The 18,278-nt window shown below is 65.9% G+C and carries 12 protein-coding genes; 10 read left to right on the forward strand and 2 right to left on the reverse strand.

The annotated features are described in order from the left end of the window. Window positions 1–93 precede the first annotated feature (93 nt). Window positions 94–960 (forward strand): universal stress protein, encoded by an 867-nt coding sequence (locus tag AC3A3W_RS09110; RefSeq protein ID WP_487442106.1) that lies wholly within the window; start codon window positions 94–96, stop codon window positions 958–960. 70 nt (window positions 961–1,030) lie between these two features. On the opposite strand, the gene rarD is transcribed toward AC3A3W_RS09110, so the two are convergent. Then, window positions 1,031–2,080, reverse strand: a complete 1,050-nt coding sequence (gene rarD, locus AC3A3W_RS09115; protein ID WP_487442108.1) for an EamA family transporter RarD — start codon at window positions 2,078–2,080, stop codon at window positions 1,031–1,033. Between the two features lie 106 nt (window positions 2,081–2,186). On the opposite strand from rarD, the gene AC3A3W_RS09120 reads away from it, so the two are divergent. The 8 genes from AC3A3W_RS09120 to AC3A3W_RS09155 all read left to right on the forward strand — a co-directional run bounded on the left by AC3A3W_RS09120 (window position 2,187) and on the right by AC3A3W_RS09155 (window position 17,408). Next, a complete protein-coding gene (locus AC3A3W_RS09120; protein ID WP_487442110.1) occupies window positions 2,187–3,185 on the forward strand; it encodes a DNA topoisomerase IB in 999 nt (332 codons plus the stop codon). A 124-nt stretch (window positions 3,186–3,309) separates the two neighbouring features. Beyond that, window positions 3,310–4,743: an FAD-dependent oxidoreductase gene (locus tag AC3A3W_RS09125; protein ID WP_487442112.1), complete on the forward strand. Its 1,434-nt coding sequence runs from the start codon at window positions 3,310–3,312 to the stop codon at window positions 4,741–4,743. A gap of 218 nt (window positions 4,744–4,961) precedes the next feature. Further along, window positions 4,962–6,344, forward strand: a complete 1,383-nt coding sequence (locus AC3A3W_RS09130; RefSeq protein WP_487442114.1) for a GAF domain-containing protein — start codon at window positions 4,962–4,964, stop codon at window positions 6,342–6,344. A gap of 173 nt (window positions 6,345–6,517) precedes the next feature. After that, entirely contained in the window at window positions 6,518–8,041 is a 1,524-nt protein-coding gene (exaC, locus tag AC3A3W_RS09135) for an acetaldehyde dehydrogenase ExaC (protein WP_487442116.1), read from the forward strand. Between the two features lie 50 nt (window positions 8,042–8,091). Further along, on the forward strand, window positions 8,092–9,114 hold the full coding sequence (gene adhP / locus AC3A3W_RS09140) for an alcohol dehydrogenase AdhP (protein ID WP_487442117.1): 1,023 nt from the start codon (window positions 8,092–8,094) through the stop codon (window positions 9,112–9,114). Between the two features lie 15 nt (window positions 9,115–9,129). After that, entirely contained in the window at window positions 9,130–9,558 is a 429-nt protein-coding gene (locus AC3A3W_RS09145) for a DUF779 domain-containing protein (RefSeq protein WP_487442118.1), read from the forward strand. Window positions 9,559–9,947: 389 nt separating this feature from the next. Continuing rightward, window positions 9,948–15,581, forward strand: coding sequence for a peroxidase family protein (locus AC3A3W_RS09150; RefSeq protein ID WP_487442120.1), 5,634 nt, complete (start codon window positions 9,948–9,950; stop codon window positions 15,579–15,581). Window positions 15,582–15,851: 270 nt separating this feature from the next. Next, complete coding sequence (locus AC3A3W_RS09155; RefSeq protein ID WP_487442123.1) at window positions 15,852–17,408, forward strand: APC family permease; 1,557 nt, start codon at window positions 15,852–15,854, stop codon at window positions 17,406–17,408. Window positions 17,409–17,416: 8 nt separating this feature from the next. Here AC3A3W_RS09155 and AC3A3W_RS09160 read toward each other — a convergent pair whose 3' ends face one another. Beyond that, window positions 17,417–18,052: a DUF2461 domain-containing protein gene (locus tag AC3A3W_RS09160; protein WP_487442125.1), complete on the reverse strand. Its 636-nt coding sequence runs from the start codon at window positions 18,050–18,052 to the stop codon at window positions 17,417–17,419. 34 nt (window positions 18,053–18,086) lie between these two features. Here AC3A3W_RS09160 and AC3A3W_RS09165 point away from each other — a divergent pair. Further along, window positions 18,087–18,278 (forward strand): hypothetical protein (locus AC3A3W_RS09165; protein WP_487442127.1); only part of this gene is annotated, 192 nt, incomplete at its 3' end.

Genomic DNA, 18,278 nt, shown 5'->3' on the forward strand with positions numbered 1-18,278 from the left:
TCATCCTCACCACTGCACTTCACACCGCAGGCCGGGGTGTGCCGCCGGGATCCGGCGGGGCCGACGTCTGCCTCACCCGAAGAGGGGTTTTGCATGCGATACGTAGTCGGTTACACACCCACCGAGCGGGGCGCGGACGCCGTCGCCCTTGCCACCTCGCTGGCCCTGGCCCAGGGCGCACACCTGGACCTTGTCTATGTAGTGAAAAAGGGTGCCCCGTACGTGGCTCTGAACCCGGAGGGAAGCAGGGTAAACGCCCAGGAGCAGGAGGTGCTGGCTGCTGAACGGCAGGGGCTGGGCCTGATTCCGCAAGGCCTTCCCGCCGCATTCCATGTGCGGGAGGCCGAATCCTTTGCCGGCGGGCTGATCGATGCGGCCGTGGAGTTCAAGGCCGGGCTGATAGCCGTGGGTGCCGCCAGCGCCGGCCTCTTCAAGCGGTACACGGTGGGGAGTGTGGCCAACGCACTGCTGCACGCCTCGCCGGTGCCGGTGGCCCTCGCCCCGCGCGGATACCAGCGGACTGCCCCCATTACCCGCCTGACTCTCGCCGTGGGCCGCCGCGCCGGGGCCGAGGCCGCGATCGAGACCGCCATTAATGCGGCCAAGCGGCGCGGTGTGCCGCTGCGTTTGGTGTCGCTCGTGGAACTGGACGCTGCCGGGGACTCCGGGGAAGCAATCAACGCCGCGCACATCCATGCCAACACCGTCCTGACCGCCGCGTCCGGGGAAGTTCCCGCAGGCCATGAGGTCAGCGTGGCGGTGGCCCATGGCCGCACCATCGAGGAGGCGATCGACGGCCTCGAATGGGACGATGGCGAGATCCTGATTGTGGGGTCCTCGCGCCTGGCGGAGAAGAACCGCATCTTCCTGGGCAGCACGGCCAACAAGGTGCTGCGGGCCCTTCCGGTGCCCATGGTGGTTGTCCCGCGCGACTACGATGAGATCGATTCGGCGCTCTAGGACTTGCCGGACGTGCCGGGCTTAGCGCGAACGGGCACTTAAGGCCCCAAAAGATGCGGCTGGAAGGGCCTTAAGTGTCCGTTCGCGCTTCCCGGAGGGCGAGCTTACGGGCCGCGGAGTTCTTGCGGGCCGTGGCGAGCATGTCCACGGTGAGCACCAGCAGCGCCAGCCAGACGACGCCGAAGCCGATCCACCGGTCCAGGGTCATCGCTTCCCGGAAGACCGCCAAGGCAACGACGAACTGCAGCACGGGCGCGAAGTACTGCAGCAGCCCGATGGTGGTCATCGGCAGCCTGCGGGCGGACGCGCCGAAGAACAGCAGCGGCACGGCGGTGATGATGCCGGACGCGGCGAGCAGCCAGAAGTGCCCGGGGCCGTTGCTGGCCAGGGTGGCACTCCCGCTGACGGCCAGGAAAATCATGGTGGCCGCCGCCAGGGGTGCCAGCACGACCGTCTCAACCGTGAGGCTCGTGATGGCCCCCACCTTGGGGCCCACGCGCTTCTTGACGAACCCATACAGGCCGAAACTGACAGCCAATGTCAGCGCGATCCACGGCAGTTTGCCGTAGGAAACAGTAAGCACGGCCACGGCAATGAAACCGATTCCGACGGCGGCCCACTGCAGGGGCCGGAGCGTTTCCTTCAGAACGAACACCCCGAGCAGAACGGACACCAGCGGGTTGATGAAGTAGCCCAGCGAGGCTTCGACGGCCTGTCCGGTGGTCACTCCGTACGTGTACGTCAGCCAGTTCACGGCAATCAACGCGGCGGCAATGGTGAGGGTGCCCAGCACGGAGCGGTTCCGGAAGGCCGCGCCCAGCACGCCCCACGTCCTCGTGACCGTGATCAGCAGGGCGCAGAACAGCAGGGACCAGACCACCCGGTTGGCCACGATTTCGACCGCGCCGGCCGGCTGCAGCACGAAGAAATACAGGGGGAGCAGCCCCCACAGACCGTAGGCGCCGATGCCGAACAGGACTCCCGCCGTCGTGTCCTTGTCCACGGCCTTCAGGCCGGCGGACCCGGGCGAAGCCCTCACCGCCGGCGGCCTTGCGGCGGGCGGCGCGGCAGGAGGTACAGCGGAGGAAACGGATCCGTCAGGGGTAGGCACAAGAGCCATAACACCACGTGGCGCTGCGGTATTCCGTCCGGCCGGGGAGCGGTATCACCGGAATAGTCAGTAGGCTTTCCATTATGAGCATGTTGAGCGGGCAGGGTGAGGCGCGATGAGGCTGCGCCACAGCAACGCCTCCGGCCGCGGCTACCGCAGGGTGGCAGCTGGCAAGGGGTTCAGCTACCGGGACCTCGACGGGTCAACGTTGCCGCCGGGGCCCGTTCGGGACCGGCTGGAAAGCATCGGCATCCCGCCGGCCTGGACCGACGTGTGGATCGCCCCGTTTGAGAACGGACACATCCAGGCCACGGGCTTGGACTCGATGGGGCGCCGGCAGTACATCTACCATCCGGCCTGGCGCGAGCGGAAGGACAGGGTGAAGTTCGACCGTGCACTCCAGCTCGCGGAGTCGCTGCCCACCGCCCGCCGGATGGTCACCCTGGACCTGAGGAGCGACGGCGTCACCCGCCAGCGCGTCCTCGCCGCCGCCTTTCGCATGCTGGACAGCGGATCCCTGCGGGTGGGCTCCGAACGGTATACGAACGAGAACGGCAGCCGTGGACTGGCAACGCTGCTTTGCGCGCATGTGCAGGTCAGGAAGGACCGCGTGCAGCTCAGCTTCCCGGCCAAGAGCGGCAAGAACTGGGACTCGGAGATCTTCGACGAGGACCTCGCAGCCCTGGTGCGCGTGCTGAAACGGCGCGGCGGCAACGCCCGGCTGCTGGCCTACAAGGACGGCAGGACGTGGCATCCGGTGACCAGCGCCGACATCAACGGCTACGTCAAGGAACGCACCGGGTCCGACTTCACTGCAAAGGATTTCCGGACCCTGCACGGCACCGTCGCGGCCGCCGTCAGCCTGGCCCGGAGCGGCCCGCAGAAGACGGTGGGGGCCAGGAAGGGCGCCGTCAGCGTGGCCATGCAGGAGGCGGCCGCCGTGCTCGGGAACACGCCGTCGATCGCCCGGAAGAGCTACGTGGATCCGCGCATGCTGGATCATTTCGCGGCCGGCGAAACGATCGACCCCCGTCGGCTGAACTCCGCGGAATCCGAACTGCGGGCGTTGCTGTACGGCGAGGGCGACGTCGTGCCGCTGAAGAAGAGTGGCTGATGGCCTTTGGCTTTGCCGGCTGACCCGCCGCGTCACGGGTTCACCGCACGATCACACGGACAATTAGAATTGGAAACTGCGCGCAAGATGAACAGTCGCAGTTTCCGTTCCAGAAGGGCTCCCGGTGTCCAACTCAGCTGAATCCACCCCCAAGAGGCCGCTCCGCGTCGCGATTGTCGGCGCCGGACCTGCCGGTGTCTATGCTGCGGACATCCTGACCAAGTCCAACGAAGTGAAGGGCGGCGACTTTGAAGTCAGCATCGACCTCTTCGAGGCCTACCCGGCACCCTACGGCCTGATCCGCTACGGCGTTGCCCCGGACCACCCGCGCATCAAGGGCATCGTCAACGCGCTCCACAAGGTCCTGGACCGCGGCGACATCCGTTTCCTCGGCAACGTCACCTACGGGCGGGACCTCACCCTGCACGATTTTCGGGCCTTCTACGATGCCGTGATCTTCTCCACCGGCGCCATCAAGGACGCCGACCTGGACATCCCCGGCATCGACCTGGAGGGTTCCTTCGGCGCCGCCGATTTCGTGTCCTGGTACGACGGCCACCCCGACGTCCCGCGCGACTGGCCGCTGGATGCCAAGGAAATCGCCGTGATCGGCAACGGCAACGTGGCCCTGGATGTGGCGCGGATGCTGGTCAAGCACGCCGATGAGCTCCTCGTCACCGAGATCCCGGACAACGTGTACAAGGGCCTGAAGAATTCGCCCGTCACGGACGTGCACGTCTTCGGCCGCCGCGGGCCGGCGCAGGTCAAGTTCACGCCCTTGGAGCTTCGGGAACTCAGCCACGCCCGCGACGTGGACATTGTGCTGTACCCGGAGGACTTTGAGTTTGATGAAGCCTCGGACGAGGCGATCCGCCGCAACAACCAGACCAAGACCATGGTGAACACCATGACCAACTGGCTCGTGGAGGAGCATGCCGAGGCCGAGCAGCCGTCCTCTCGCCGCCTGCACCTGCACTTCCTGCACAGCCCCGTCGAGATCTACGACGACGGCGGGTCCGGCAAGGTTGCCGGCATCAAGTTCGAGCGCATGCAGCTGGACGGCACCGGAAACGTCAAGGGCACGGGGGAGTTCATCGACTACCCGGTGCAGGCCGTCTACCGCGCCATCGGCTACCACGGCTCCGCGCTGGACGAACTGGAATACGACGCCAGGCGCGGGGTCATCCCCAATGAGGGCGGCCGGGTGCTCGACGCCGAAGGAAACCCCGTCCCCGGCATTTACGCAACGGGCTGGATCAAACGCGGGCCGGTCGGCCTGATCGGACACACGAAGGGCGACGCCCTGGAGACCATCGGGTTCCTCCTCGAGGACCGGCTGACGCTGCCGCCCGCGAAAAACCCGGACCCGCAGGCGATCATTGACCTGCTCGAGGAACGCGGCATCGAGTACACCACGTGGGAGGGCTGGAACCGGCTGAACGCGCACGAGGCAGCCCTCGGTGCGGCGTGGACCGAATCAGCGGAGGCTGACGGCGTCGTGCGTGAACGCATCAAAGTAGTGCCGCGCGAGGAAATGATCGAGATCTCGCGCGCCTGACGCCCGCAGAACACCCAACGCCCGCAAAGCCAGCGCGAACGTACACTTCAGGCCCGCAATGTGGGGCCTCAAGTGTACGTTCGCGCTCCCGGTTCGCGCTTCTCTGGCGGGCGGGCGGCGGGCGCCATTAGACTTGCCGGACGGAGCGCGCGCCCCCTTGGTGGGCCGTGCCCGGAGACAGCGCCGACCGGGCGCAGTGAACTGGCAACGGGAGTTCGATGAGGAACCTGATCCAGCCGGCAGCAAACCGCGGCAAAGCTGGGCAAGACGCCGCGCAGTTGGCCCAGCGGCATGCCCTGGCAGCCCACGAGCAGCTCGACGCCCACGCCTTCCCGGACGCGCCCGAAATTCCCGGCCTGCGCCGCCTCATCCGTGAGTCATGGCAGCGCTCGGCCCGGCTGCAGGCGAACCCGGACGTTCCCGAGGCGCCGCTGGCCATGGACGGGGAGGAGCTCGAGGAATACCGCCGCCAGCACCCCCTCGCCGCCATCATGCCCGTGATCCAGAAGCTCCTCATCCAGCCCAGCCACGAGAGCGGCCTGCTGGTTGCCGTCGGCGATGATGTGGGCCGGCTCCTCTGGGTGGAGGGCGACCCCGTGATGCAGCGGCGGGCGGAGGGCATGATGTTCGTTCCCGGCGCCGACTGGTCCGAGGCCATGGTGGGTACGAGTGCCCCGGGAACTGCGCTCGCCCTGGGCCGCGGCATCCAGATCTCCGGCGCCGAGCATTACAAACGGTCCGTGCACCCGTGGAGCTGCACCGCCGTGCCGTTCCAGGACCCGGATTCGGGCGCGCTGCTGGGCGTCGTGGACATTACCGGCACGGAAGCTGCGGTGGCTCCGCACACTTTGTCACTCGTCGAGGCCACGGTTGCTGCCGCCCAGGCGCAGTTGCGCGTCGAAAGGCTCCAGCTGGCTGCCGCCCAGGCCGCGACGCGGACGGCTTCCCGACGGCGGAGCCCTGGTTCGGCGGCAAGGTCCGGTTCCGCGGCGGAAGGCAGCCTGTACCGCAACAGCCTGCAGCTGCTGGGCCGGGACCAGGCGCTGCTCAGCATCGAGGGCCGGACCGTCGCGCTGTCGGCCAGGCACAGCGAAATCCTGGCGCTGCTCAGCACCCACCCGGACGGCCTCAGCGCGGAGGAACTCAGTGTCCTGCTCTATCCGGGGGACGGCTCCACCATGACGCTGCGGCCCGAGATGGTCCGCCTCCGCAAGGTCCTCCAGGAGCTGAGCCCCGCGGCCGTGCCGGAGTCCCGCCCATACAGGCTGGCCATGGACCTGGTGCCGGACAGCGGACAGGTGCTCAGCTGCCTGCAGCGCGGAGCGCACCGGATCGCCCTGGAGATTTACCGCGGCGCCGTGCTTCCGCGGTCCGAGGCGCCGGGCATCGTGGAGCTTCGGGGCCGGGTGTCCTCGCTGCTGCGCGAGGCCGTCCTGACGGACGGCAGCGCCGAGTCGCTGCTCAGGTATGCCGAACTGCCCGAAGCAAGGGACGACGTCGGCGTCCGGCTCGCCGCGTTGAAGCTCCTGCCGCCGCGCTCGCCCAAGCGGGCCGCCGTCGTCGCCGATTTGGAACGGCTGGAGGCGGAACTGCACGCCTGACCGGATTTCGACGGGCTCAATCACCGGGCGCTGGTGGCTGAGCTTGTCGAAACCCCCGGCTGTGAGCTGGCTCACGCACTTGCAACCTGCCTGCAACCTGCGCGCTCCTACGCTGGGTGCAACGGCGGTCACCCTGAGGACCGCCACGAAGTTGCAGAGCAAAGGAGCCAGCAATGACCGTTTACGCACAGCCCGGTGCCGAGGGTTCGAAGGTCACCTTCAAGGACCGCTACGAGAACTGGATCGGCGGCGAATGGGTTGCCCCCGTCAAGGGCCAGTACTTCGAAAACATCACCCCGGTCACCGGAAAGCCGTTCTGTGAGGTGGCCCGCGGCACGGCGGAGGACATCGAACTGGCCCTGGACGCCGCGCACAAGATCGCGCCGTCCTGGGGCAAGACGTCCGTCACCGAGCGCGCCGCGGTCCTGAACAAGATCGCCGACCGGATCGACGCGAACACCGAGATGCTCGCCGTCGCCGAGTCCTGGGACAACGGAAAGCCCATCCGCGAGACCCTGAACGCGGACATCCCGCTGGCCGCGGACCACTTCCGCTACTTCGCCTCCGCAGTCCGGGCCCAGGAGGGCCGGCTGTCCCAGCTCGACGACGACACCACCGCCTACCACTACCACGAGCCGCTGGGCGTCGTGGGCCAGATCATCCCGTGGAACTTCCCGATCCTGATGGCGGTGTGGAAGCTGGCTCCGGCGCTCGCGGCAGGCAACGCCGTGGTCCTCAAGCCGGCCGAGCAGACGCCGTCGTCCATCCTGGTCCTCATGGAGCTCATCGGCGACCTGCTGCCGGCGGGTGTGGTCAACGTGGTCAACGGCTTCGGCGTCGAGGCCGGAAAGCCGCTGGCATCCAGCCCCCGGATCCGCAAGATCGCCTTCACCGGCGAGACCACCACGGGCCGCCTGATCAGCCAGTACGCCAGCCAGAACCTGATTCCGGTCACGCTCGAGCTCGGCGGCAAGAGCCCGAACATCTTCTTCAACGATGTGGCTGAATCCAACGACGCGTTCTACGACAAGGCACAGGAGGGCTTCACGCTCTTCGCCTTCAACCAGGGCGAGGTCTGCACCTGCCCGTCGCGCGCCCTGGTCCAGGAGGACATCTACGACTCCTTCATGGCCGACGCCATAGCCCGTGTGGAGAAGATCATCCAGGGCAACCCGCTGGATACCGAAACGCAGCTGGGCGCCCAGGCCTCGAACGACCAGCTGGAAAAGATCCTCTCCTACATCGATATCGGCAAGCAGGAGGGCGCCAAGCTGCTCACCGGCGGCGCCCGCGCACAGCTCGAAGGTGACCTGGCCGGCGGCTACTACGTCCAGCCCACCGTCTTCGAAGGCCACAACCGGATGCGGATCTTCCAGGAGGAGATCTTCGGCCCGGTGGTGTCCGTGACACGCTTCAGCGACTACAGCGACGCCATGGGCATCGCCAACGACACCCTCTACGGGCTCGGCGCCGGCGTCTGGTCCCGGAACGGCAACGTCGCGTACCGCGCCGGCCGCGAGATCCAGGCCGGCCGCGTCTGGGTCAACAACTACCACGCCTACCCGGCGGGTGCCGCCTTCGGCGGCTACAAGTCCTCGGGCATCGGACGTGAAAACCACGCCATGATGCTGGACCACTACCAGCAGACCAAGAACCTGCTGGTCAGCTACAACGAGAACAAGCTCGGCTTCTTCTAAGCCGGCAGCACGATGGTCAACCCCGTTCAAACGACGCAAGGATTTCGCCAATGACGACGACAATGCAAGCAGCCGTAGTAACAGAATTCGGCAAGGACCTCCAGATCCTTACCCTTCCCGTTCCCGACCCCGGCCCGGGCGAGGCGCTGGTCAGGCTCCTGACCACCGGCGTCTGCCACACCGACCTCCACGCGGCGGAAGGCGACTGGCCCGTCAAGCCCTCGCCGCCGTTCGTCCCCGGCCATGAAGGCGTCGGCGAAGTGGTGGCGCTCGGAGAAGGTGTCACAGACCTCGCCGTCGGCGACCTGGTGGGCAACGCCTGGCTGTGGTCCGCCTGCGGCGACTGCCAGTACTGCCGCACCGGGTGGGAGACGCTCTGCGAGGCCCAGAAGAACGGCGGCTACAGCGTGGACGGCTCGTTCGGCCAGTACATGCTCGTGGACACCCGCTTCGCCGCCCGCATACCGGCCGGCTCGGACCCGGTGGAAGTCGCGCCGGTGCTGTGCGCCGGTGTGACGGTGTACAAGGGCCTGAAAATGACCGAAGCCAAACCCGGCCAGTGGGTCACGATTTCCGGCATCGGCGGCCTGGGACACATCGCGGTCCAGTATGCCGTGGCCATGGGCCTGCGCGTTGCGGCCGTCGACATCGCGGACGACAAGCTGGCCCTCGCCAAGCAGCACGGCGCCGAGCTGACGGTGAACGCCCTGCACGAAGACCCCGCCGAGGTCATCCAGCGGGAAACCGGCGGCTGCCACGGCGTTCTGGTCACGGCCGTCCACCCGTCGGCGTTTGGCCAGGCGATCGGCATGGCCCGCCGCGGCGGAACGATCGTCTTCAACGGCCTGCCGCCCGGCGACTTCCCGGCGCCGATCTTCGAAATCGTGCTCAAGGGCCTGACCGTCCGCGGTTCCATCGTGGGCACCCGGCAGGACCTGGAGGAGGCGCTCGACTTCTATGCCCAGGGAAAGATCCACCCCACGGTGTCGGCGCGGGAACTGTCCGAGGTCAACGCGGTTTTTGACGAGATGAAACATGCCAAGATCGACGGCCGCGTGGTGCTGAGGTTCTGATGAGCGGACTCGGTGATGACTGAAGCCAGTCTTGACGCCGCGGTGACGCTGCCCGGCGAGGATTTCTCCCGGGTGGCGCTCACCGCCGCGGCGGTCGCGCTGCTGCGGAAGCTCTGGGACCAGCACGGGCCGCTGATGTTCCACCAGTCCGGGGGCTGCTGCGACGGCTCCTCGCCGATGTGCTTTCCGGCAGGGGAGTTCGTCACCGGTGACTCCGACGTCCTGCTGGGTCGTTTTGAGATTTCCGACGGCGGCCAGGGCGCCAGTGTGGAAAGCGGTGCCATGCCGCTGGACTTCTGGATGTCCCGGGAACAGTTCAATTACTGGAGCCACACCCACCTGACTGTGGATGTGGTGCAGGGCAGAGGCAGTGGTTTTTCGGTGGAAGCACCGGAAGGAAAGCGCTTCCTGATCCGGTCCGCGCTGATGGATTGGCCGGTGTAAACGGCTCCGGCTCGTTACAACAACACCCAAAACTGTAGAGCCCGGGCGGGGCCGCAAATGAGCGGCCCTGCCCGGGCTTTGCACGTTAATGCTGCGATTGGGAACCCCCAATATTGGGTGGTTCTTTTGAAGGGAGCCGGCTTCTGCGCCTTAGCAGGACATATTTGCTCCAAGGTTTTTAGGAGTGGGGCAGAACACGATGTCAGTGTTCCATCCCTCCTAGCGGCAGGTGTGCCATGAAACTCTCAGCCTGGAAGTCAGACGGGGGCGCGGATCAAAACCGATCCGGATCCCCCACCGATCCACCCACCAACCGGCGTCTACGACGCAGCAAGCGAAGTAAGCAGCCCGTCTCCTTCCGGCTGATTGCGGCAGTAACCACCCTGGCAATGCCAGCGGCCATGGGACTGCCGGTGGTCGCAGCCAACGCGGTGCAGGGACCTGTCGGGGCAGGATTCAATGTCACGCCCTCGGACCTGTCCTTCATCCTGAAGCAGATCAAAATTGCCGAAAAGCATGTGGCCGATACGACCGCCGAGACAGGGCCCTGCGGCGCGTTGAAGAACCAGCTCGCGAGCCCGATGCTCTCCCTCGGCCTGCGGACGGTGGACGGCAGCTGCAACCACCTCGAGCCCGGGCAGGACAATTTCGGCGCGGCAGACCAGGTGTTCCCACGGCTGGGCGCCGCATCTTTCAAGAACGCAGAAAACGCAATCTTCGGTCCTCCGGCACCATCGACCTACGCCCAGAAGAAGGGCGACGTCTTCGATTCGCACCCACGCGTCATCAGCAACCTGGTCGTTGACCAGACCTCCACCAACCCGGCAGCCGTTTCCGCTGCCGGCAATCCCGTGCGTACGCAGGGCAACGAAGGCGTTGTCCCCTGCACGACGGACCCGAACCCGCTGGCCGATCCGCCGGTTGCGGCTGACCCCGCGGACTGCGTTCCCTCCCACAGCACCCTCTTCATCCCGAACGTGACCACGGACGTCGGGCTGTCCCCGCCCTACAATTCGCTTTTTACCCTTTTCGGCCAGTTCTTCGACCACGGCATCGACCAGACGGTGAAGGGCGGCGGGAACGTCTATGTTCCCCTCAAGGCAGACGACCCGCTGATTGCAGGCCCCAACCACGTTTTTGACGATGATCCGGCGACGCCCGCCATCGAGGGCGTGGACAACCCGGCAACCCGGGACGTTGTTGAGGGCGACGACCTGCCCGTGCACCTGCGCTTCATGGCCCTGACGCGTGGGCTGAACCAGCCGGGCGAGGACGGCATCCTCGGCGACAAGCCGGAGACTACTGATGTCGATGAAAGTGCTGATGACGTCCAGGACGCACTCAACACCGACTCCCCGTGGGTTGACCAGAGCCAGACCTATACTTCCCACCCCTCGCACCAGGTATTCCTCCGCGAATACGTGACCGACGAAGCCGGCCGCCCCGTTGCCACCGGCAAGCTGCTCGGCGGCCCGGCCGGACCGACCGCCGGAGGCATGGCCACGTGGGCCACCACCAAGGTGCAGGCCTTCGAGAAGCTTGGTATCCGGCTTGAGGACAAGGACGTCCTCAACGTCCCGATGATCAAGTCCGACCTGTACGGCAACTTCGTCCCCGGTCCGGAACGCGGCCTGCCCGTGTTCATGACCGCCAGCGGCGAGGTTGAGGCTAACCCTGCCGACAACGGCGGAACGGGAACGCTGGTTCCTGAGGATGTCTTCTACTTCAACACTCCCTTCCTGACGGACATCGCGCACAATGCGGACCCGTCACCGAAGGATCATGACCACAACCCCGGCACTCCTGCCGTGGCCCCGACCAAGGACACGGACACCACTGCTTCTGCCGATTTCGCCAGCCAGGCACCCGGTACTTATGACGATGAGATGCTCGATGCGCACTTCATCGCCGGTGACGGCCGCGTGAACGAGAACATTGGCCTGACGGCAATTCACCAGGTGTTCCACTCCGAGCACGACCGTCTGGTCGACGACATCAAGGCCACTCTGGCCAAGCCGGAGAACGCCGCACTGCTTGGCGACTACCAGGCCATCGGCGACGCAACGTTCAACTACGGCGAGCGCCTCTTCCAGGCGGCTCGCTTCGTGACCGAGATGGAGTACCAGCACCTCGTCTTCGAAGAGTTCGCGCGCAAGGTCCAGCCGCTGATCAACCCGTTCCAGCCGTTTGCCTTCACGCAGACCGAAATCAACCCGGCCATCAAGGCTGAATTCGCCCACGCGGTTTACCGGTTCGGCCACTCCATGCTGACCGAGACCATCTCGCGCAGGAACGAGGACAAGCCCGGTCCGGATGCCATTTACGGAACGTCCGACGACGTCCGGGGCTCCGAAAACGACATCTCACTGCTCGAGGGATTCCTCAACCCGCCGGCGTACACCGACGGCGGCACCGAGGGTGAGCTGACATCGGAACAGGCCGCAGGCAGCATCATCATGGGCATGTCCGACCAGGCCGGCAACGAGCTGGACGAATTCGTCACGGACACGCTCCGGAACAACCTGCTGGGACTCCCGCTTGACCTGGCAACCATCAACATGACGCGGGCCAGGTCCGAAGGCGTCCCCACGCTGAACAACTTCCGCAAGGAACTCCATGCCGAGACCAACGACGGCCAGCTCAAGCCCTACACGAACTGGATCGACTTCGGTGAGAACCTCAAGCACCCTGAGTCACTGATCAACTTTGTGGCGGCCTACGGCAAGCACCCCACGATCCTCACGGACGCGGGGCCCGACAAGGTGCTCGGCAACGAGGACGACGGCCCGGCCACGCTTAAGTCGCGCCGGGACGCTGCACGTGCCATCGTCAACCCGGACACGATCGGGGGCGACGTTCCTCCTGCGGACGCCGCAGCCTTCATGAACAGTGACGGCACTGACTGGTCAGACCAGGACGGACACTCACGGACCGGCCTCGACGACGTCGAACTGTGGGTCGGCGGCCTCGCGGAACGCACCAACATGTTCGGCGGCCTGCTCGGCAGCACGTTCAACCACGTCTTCGAGCAGCAGCTCACGGAGCTGCAGAACGGTGACCGGTTCTACTACCTGGCCCGCACGCCCGGCATGAACCTGCGGGCACAGCTGGAAGGCAACTCCTTCGCGGAACTCATGATGCGCAACACGAATGCGCAGGCCCTCAAGGCCGACGCATTCGCCACGGCCGACTGCAAGTTCGAGCTGAAGAACCTCGCCGGCACCCGGGACGGTTTCACCGCATTCGGCAACACCGTCGCCGACGACACGGCGTCGGAGTGCAACGAAACCAAGGTCCTGATCCGCATGGCGGACGGCACCATCAAGTACAGGATGATCAACACCGCGGACCCCGCCGGCATCAACGGCCAGAGCGTCTTCAACGGAACCGTCAACCAGGACCGCGTCTACGGCGGCAACGACAACGACACGTTCTGGGGCGGCGAAGGAAACGACATCATCGAAGGCGGTGACGGGGCCGACGTCGGACTTGGCGGCGAAGGCAACGACATCATCACCGATATCGCGGGTGACGACGTCCACAAGGGTGGCCCGGGCAACGACGCCATCGATGCAGGTCCCGGCCTGGACATCATCATGTCCGGCGACGGCAAGGACTTCACCAACGGCGGACCGAACATCAACGAAACGTTCTCCGGCGAAGGCGATGACTTCGCGATCGCCGGCCAGGGCGAAGACGTCGTCTTCGGCGACGGCGGAAGTGACTGGATGGAAGGCGGCGACGAACCCGACCTCCTGATCGGTGACTCCAGCAACCTCTTTTTCCTGGACGATTCGCAGAAGCCGGGCCACGACGTCCAGGCCGGCCAGGGCGGCGACGACGACTACGACATGGAAGGCGGCGACGACATCGGCCTCGCAGGTCCCGGCATTGAAAAGGTCGCCGGTGGCTCCGGCTACGACTGGGAAATCGGCATTGCCGATCCGCAGCCGCAGGATGCCGACCTGGATCTGCAGATCCTGCCGCTGGACATCCTCCAGACGGGCGTGCGCGACCGCTACAACGAAGTCGAAGCCCTCTCCGGAGGCCCCTTCGACGACAAGCTCCGCGGCGACGACGTCATTCCCGCTGATGTGGGCGGTGCCGGCTTCATCGGCTGCAACGTCCTTGACGAGCACGGCGTCAACCGCATTGCCGGCCTCAGCGACCTGATTCCGGCAGAAGCGCGGACAACCCTTATCGCCGATGTGATTGCTGCTTCGGCCTCGAAGGACTGCCCGATCCTGGACCAGTCCGAGAACGCGATGGCCTGGGGCGATGGCAACCTCCTCCTCGGCGGCGGCGGCAACGACATCATCGAAGGCCGTGGCGGCAACGACATCATCGACGGTGACCGTTACCTCAACGTCCGGCTCAGCGTCAAGAACGACGCCGGCGAAATCATCGGCAGCGCCACGGGCATGACCACGCAGTACCTGAAGAACGAGGCCGGCGCGCTTACCGGAGCGACCCTCCAGGCGGACGTGTTCGCCGGCAAGGTCGACCCGGGCAACATCGAGGTGGTGCGGGAAATCGTCACCGCCAGCGGTGGCACCGACAAGGCCGTGTTCTCCGACATCGAGGCGAACTACACCGTCACGGAAGAGAACGGGGTGACCACGGTGACCCACAACAACGCCGGCCCCGATGGAACGGACACCCTCCGGAACATCGAAACCCTGATCTTCGCCGACTCCATCGCGCCCAGCGCACCCACCGGTGTAACGGCTGTGACGGGCAATGCTTCGGCAACCGTGAACTTCACGGCTGCGGTAGCCGGCGGGATCACGGACGAGTTCTCCATCAGGGTTGTCAACGCAACTACCGGCGCCCAGATCGGCGATCTCCGCACGGCACCGGGCGATGCCACCAGCCTGGTGGTCACCGGTCTGGAGAACGGCGTTCAGGTCCGCTTCGAGGTCACGGCAACCAACGTCCACGGATCCAGCACGGCTGTAGTGTCCAACGCGGTCACTCCTGCCGTACCGGTGCTGGTGACAGCTGCTCCGAGCATTACCGGAGCGGCCGTCGTCGGCGGCCTGCTGACCGCCAACACCGGAGTCTGGGGACCGGCGCCGGTGACGTTCAGCTACCAGTGGTTCGCCGACGGCACTGCCATCGGCGGAGCAACGGCGGCAACGTACACGCTGAAGGCCGCCGACGCCGGCAAGGCGATCACCGTCCAGGTCACAGGTTCGAAGGCCGGGTACGCCACGGCATCCCAGACCTCGACGGCGGTAACGGCAGCCAACGTTGTAGGCATCCTGACCGCGCTCCGTGACTTCAACGGTGACGGCAACGCGGACCTGCTGGCCAGGGACTCGAGCGGAGTGCTCTGGACCTACATGGGCAACGCATCGGGAGCATTCCCGACGCGGGTCCGGGTTGGCGGCGGCTGGAACGTCATGAATGCCATCAGCGCCTCGGGTGACGTGAACGGTGACGGCAGGGCTGACCTGATCGCCAGGGATTCCGGCGGTGTGCTGTGGTCCTACCTGGGCAACGGTGCGGGAATCTTCCCGAACCGGATCCGTGTCGGCGCCGGCTGGAACACCATGAATGTCATCAGCGCCTCGGGTGACGTGAACGGTGACGGCAGGGCTGACCTGATCGCCAGGGGCACGAACGGTGTGCTGTGGTCCTACTTGGGCAACGGCGCCGGCATCTTCCCGAACCGGATCCGGGTGGGCGCCGGCTGGAACACCATGAATGTCATCAGTTCCTCGCGCGACCTGAACGGTGACGGCAGGGCTGACCTGCTGGCCCGGGATACGAGCGGCGTGCTGTGGTCCTACCTGGGCAACGGCGCCGGCATCTTCCCGAACCGGATCCGTGTGGGCGGCGGCTGGAACGGCATGACAGCCATCAGCGGTGCGGGTGACCTCAACGGTGACGGCAGGGCTGACCTCGTGGCCAGGGACGCGAGCGGCGCGCTCTGGACCTACCTGGGCAACGGCGCCGGGATCTTCCCGACGCGGGTCTCGGCCGGGACCGGCTGGAACGTCATGAACGTCATCAGCTAATCCGGTTGTCAGCCGCCGCCCCGGCCCGGAAGGGTCGGGGCGGCGGCTCCACCCCCGTATCCAGCCTCTATTGCTGATACGAACCCCGAGACTCCACGTCCGGACCTTCCAACATACCGCGCAGCCGCAGCGCGGGGACGGTCCGGGCGTGGTTTTGTGCCGTCCGGCGTCCGGCCGGTCTCATTATCTGGGACAAATGAGGCCGTCCACTGGATGGACATTAGTATTGATAGGTCTGTTTCCAACCCCAATCAGGATTGTGGACTTCCTATGAATCTTTTCCGGACCAAATCCATCGAGCAGTCAATGGCTGACGCCGATGAGCCCGGACGCCAGCTGAAGCGTTCACTGAGCACTTGGGACCTCATGATCATGGGCGTCGCCGTAGCAGTGGGTGCCGGCATCTTTTCCGTGGGCGCCAAGGCTGCAGCGAACTTTGCCGGCCCGGCCGTCACCGTGTCGTTTGCGGTGGCTGCCGTTACCTGCGCCCTCGCGATCATGTGCTACGCCGAATTCGCGACCGCCATCCCCGTTGCCGGCTCCGCCTACGTTTTCACGTACGCAACCATGGGCGAGGTGCTGGCCTGGGTGATCGGCTGGAACCTGATCCTTGAGCTTTTCACCGCTGCTGCGGTGATTGCCAAATACTGGGGCATCTACCTCAGCAAGGTCTTCGCCCTTATGGGCGCGGAGATCCCGCCCGCCGTCTCGATCGCCGGCCTCGACCTTTATTGGGGAGCGTTCCTCATCGTCGCCGTCTTCACCGTATTGCTCGTGCTCGGAACGAAACTGTCCGCACGGGTGGGCAACATCTTCACGCTGATCAAGATCGGCGTCGTCATCTTCGTGATCGTGGTCGGCTTCAGCTACGTCAAGTTCTCCAACTACACCCCGTTCGTGCCGGCCTCAGAGCCCACCGCAGGCACCGGAGCGGCGGATGTCATGAAGCAGTCCTTCTTCGGCTTCCTCACCGGCGCAGCCCCCGCCCAGTACGGAACGCTGGGCATCTTTGCCGGCGCCGCGCTGGTGTTCTTCGCCTTCATCGGCTTTGATGTGGTGGCGACGTCCGCGGAAGAGGTCAAGAACCCGCAGAAGACCCTGCCGCGCGGCATCTTCGGCGGCCTGGCCCTGGTCACGCTGCTGTACATTCTCGTGTCCCTCGCCCTCACGGGCATGGTCTCCTACAAGCAGCTGGCCGAGGTCGAGAACCCGACGCTCACCACTGCCTTCGAAGCTGTGGGGAACACCGACGCCGCGAAGGTCATCGCCTTCGGCTCCCTGGTGGGCCTGACCACGGTGATCATGGTGCTGCTGATGGGCCTCTCGCGCGTGGTCCTGGCCATGAGCCGCGACGGGCTGCTCCCGCGGAGCCTGTCCAAGACCAGCGAAAAGCGTGCGACGCCGGCGCGGCTCCAGATCATCTGCGGCGCCGCGGTGGCCCTGGTGGCTGGCCTGACGAACGTTGATCTGCTCGAGGAAATGATCAACATCGGCACGCTCTCCGCGTTTGTGATGGTCAGCCTGGGAATCCTGGTGCTGCGCAAGAAGCGTCCGGACCTCAAGCCCGCGTTCCGCGTGCCGTTCGGCAAGGTGCTGCCCATCGTGTCGGCTGTGCTCTGCCTGTACCTCATGACCAACCTCGCCGTGGAGACCTGGATCTTCTTCGCCATCTGGCTGGCGATCGGCTTGGGCATTTACTTTGCCTACGGCCAGCGCCACTCCCGGCTCAATGAAAAGTTCGCCGGGGCCAAGGCCGCCGTGAACGGCCCGGCGCGGACCTCGGATGACGACCTGGACGACGACAAGGATGCCCTGACGAAGGTCTAGCCGCTGCCCTACGGCGCGGCATGCCGTCCGACCCAGTCGACCAGGGGCCGCAGCTGCTCCCATAGCCGTGCTATCTCGGCTTCGGCGGCCGGGGAGGGCAGCCACGCCGGCTGGCCCACAGCCACGCTCGCGGAGAGCGACTTGTGTTTCAGGAGTTCCGCGCGGGGATGGTCCTTGGGGTAGCTCCGGGGCACGGTCTTGAGCTTCTCGCCCTCGATCCGGAAACCGGCCCGGGCTATGGAATCGATGATGGCCTGAAGCTGTTCGCCGGTCCCCGCGGCGTCGACGGCGTTCCGGTACCGGGCCAGCTGGGCGGGGGAGTGCGAATGGTAGCCCCCGCCCACGAGCAGGCCGTCGGCGCTGAGCTGCAGGTAGTAGCCGACGCCTTCCTGGTACGACGCGAACGCGCCCTGGGCCGTCTTGTAGGGAGACTTGTCCGGCGAGAACCGGACATCCCGGTGTGGGCGGAAGATCTTCCCCGGACCGAACCGCGGCTCAAGCCGGGCCAACAGCGCCGTGAGCGGCTCCTTGACGGACGCCGTGTACACGTCCGAATGCGCGTGCCACCATTCCCTGGTGTTGTTTTGTTCCAGCTCATCGTAGAAATCCGCGGCAGCAGCTGGGATGCCGTCAAATGTGCTCATGTATGAAGCCTAGGGACGCAGTGAAGCACAGGCCATGGCCGCCGCCGGCTATGTGGACAACCGCGCAGCATGCAAAGAGCAGAATGCAGAAGAACCCCGCCGCGGCACTGTAGTTCGGTGCCGTGGCGGGGTTCTTTTGGGTGGGGTGCTGTTAGCCGATCTTGTTGGCGGCTTCGGCGTCGGAGGAGGTTTCTCCTGCGCCGAGGTTGGCGCGGAGTTTGGCGCC

This window comes from Arthrobacter sp. Soil_N43, assembly GCF_057655195.1.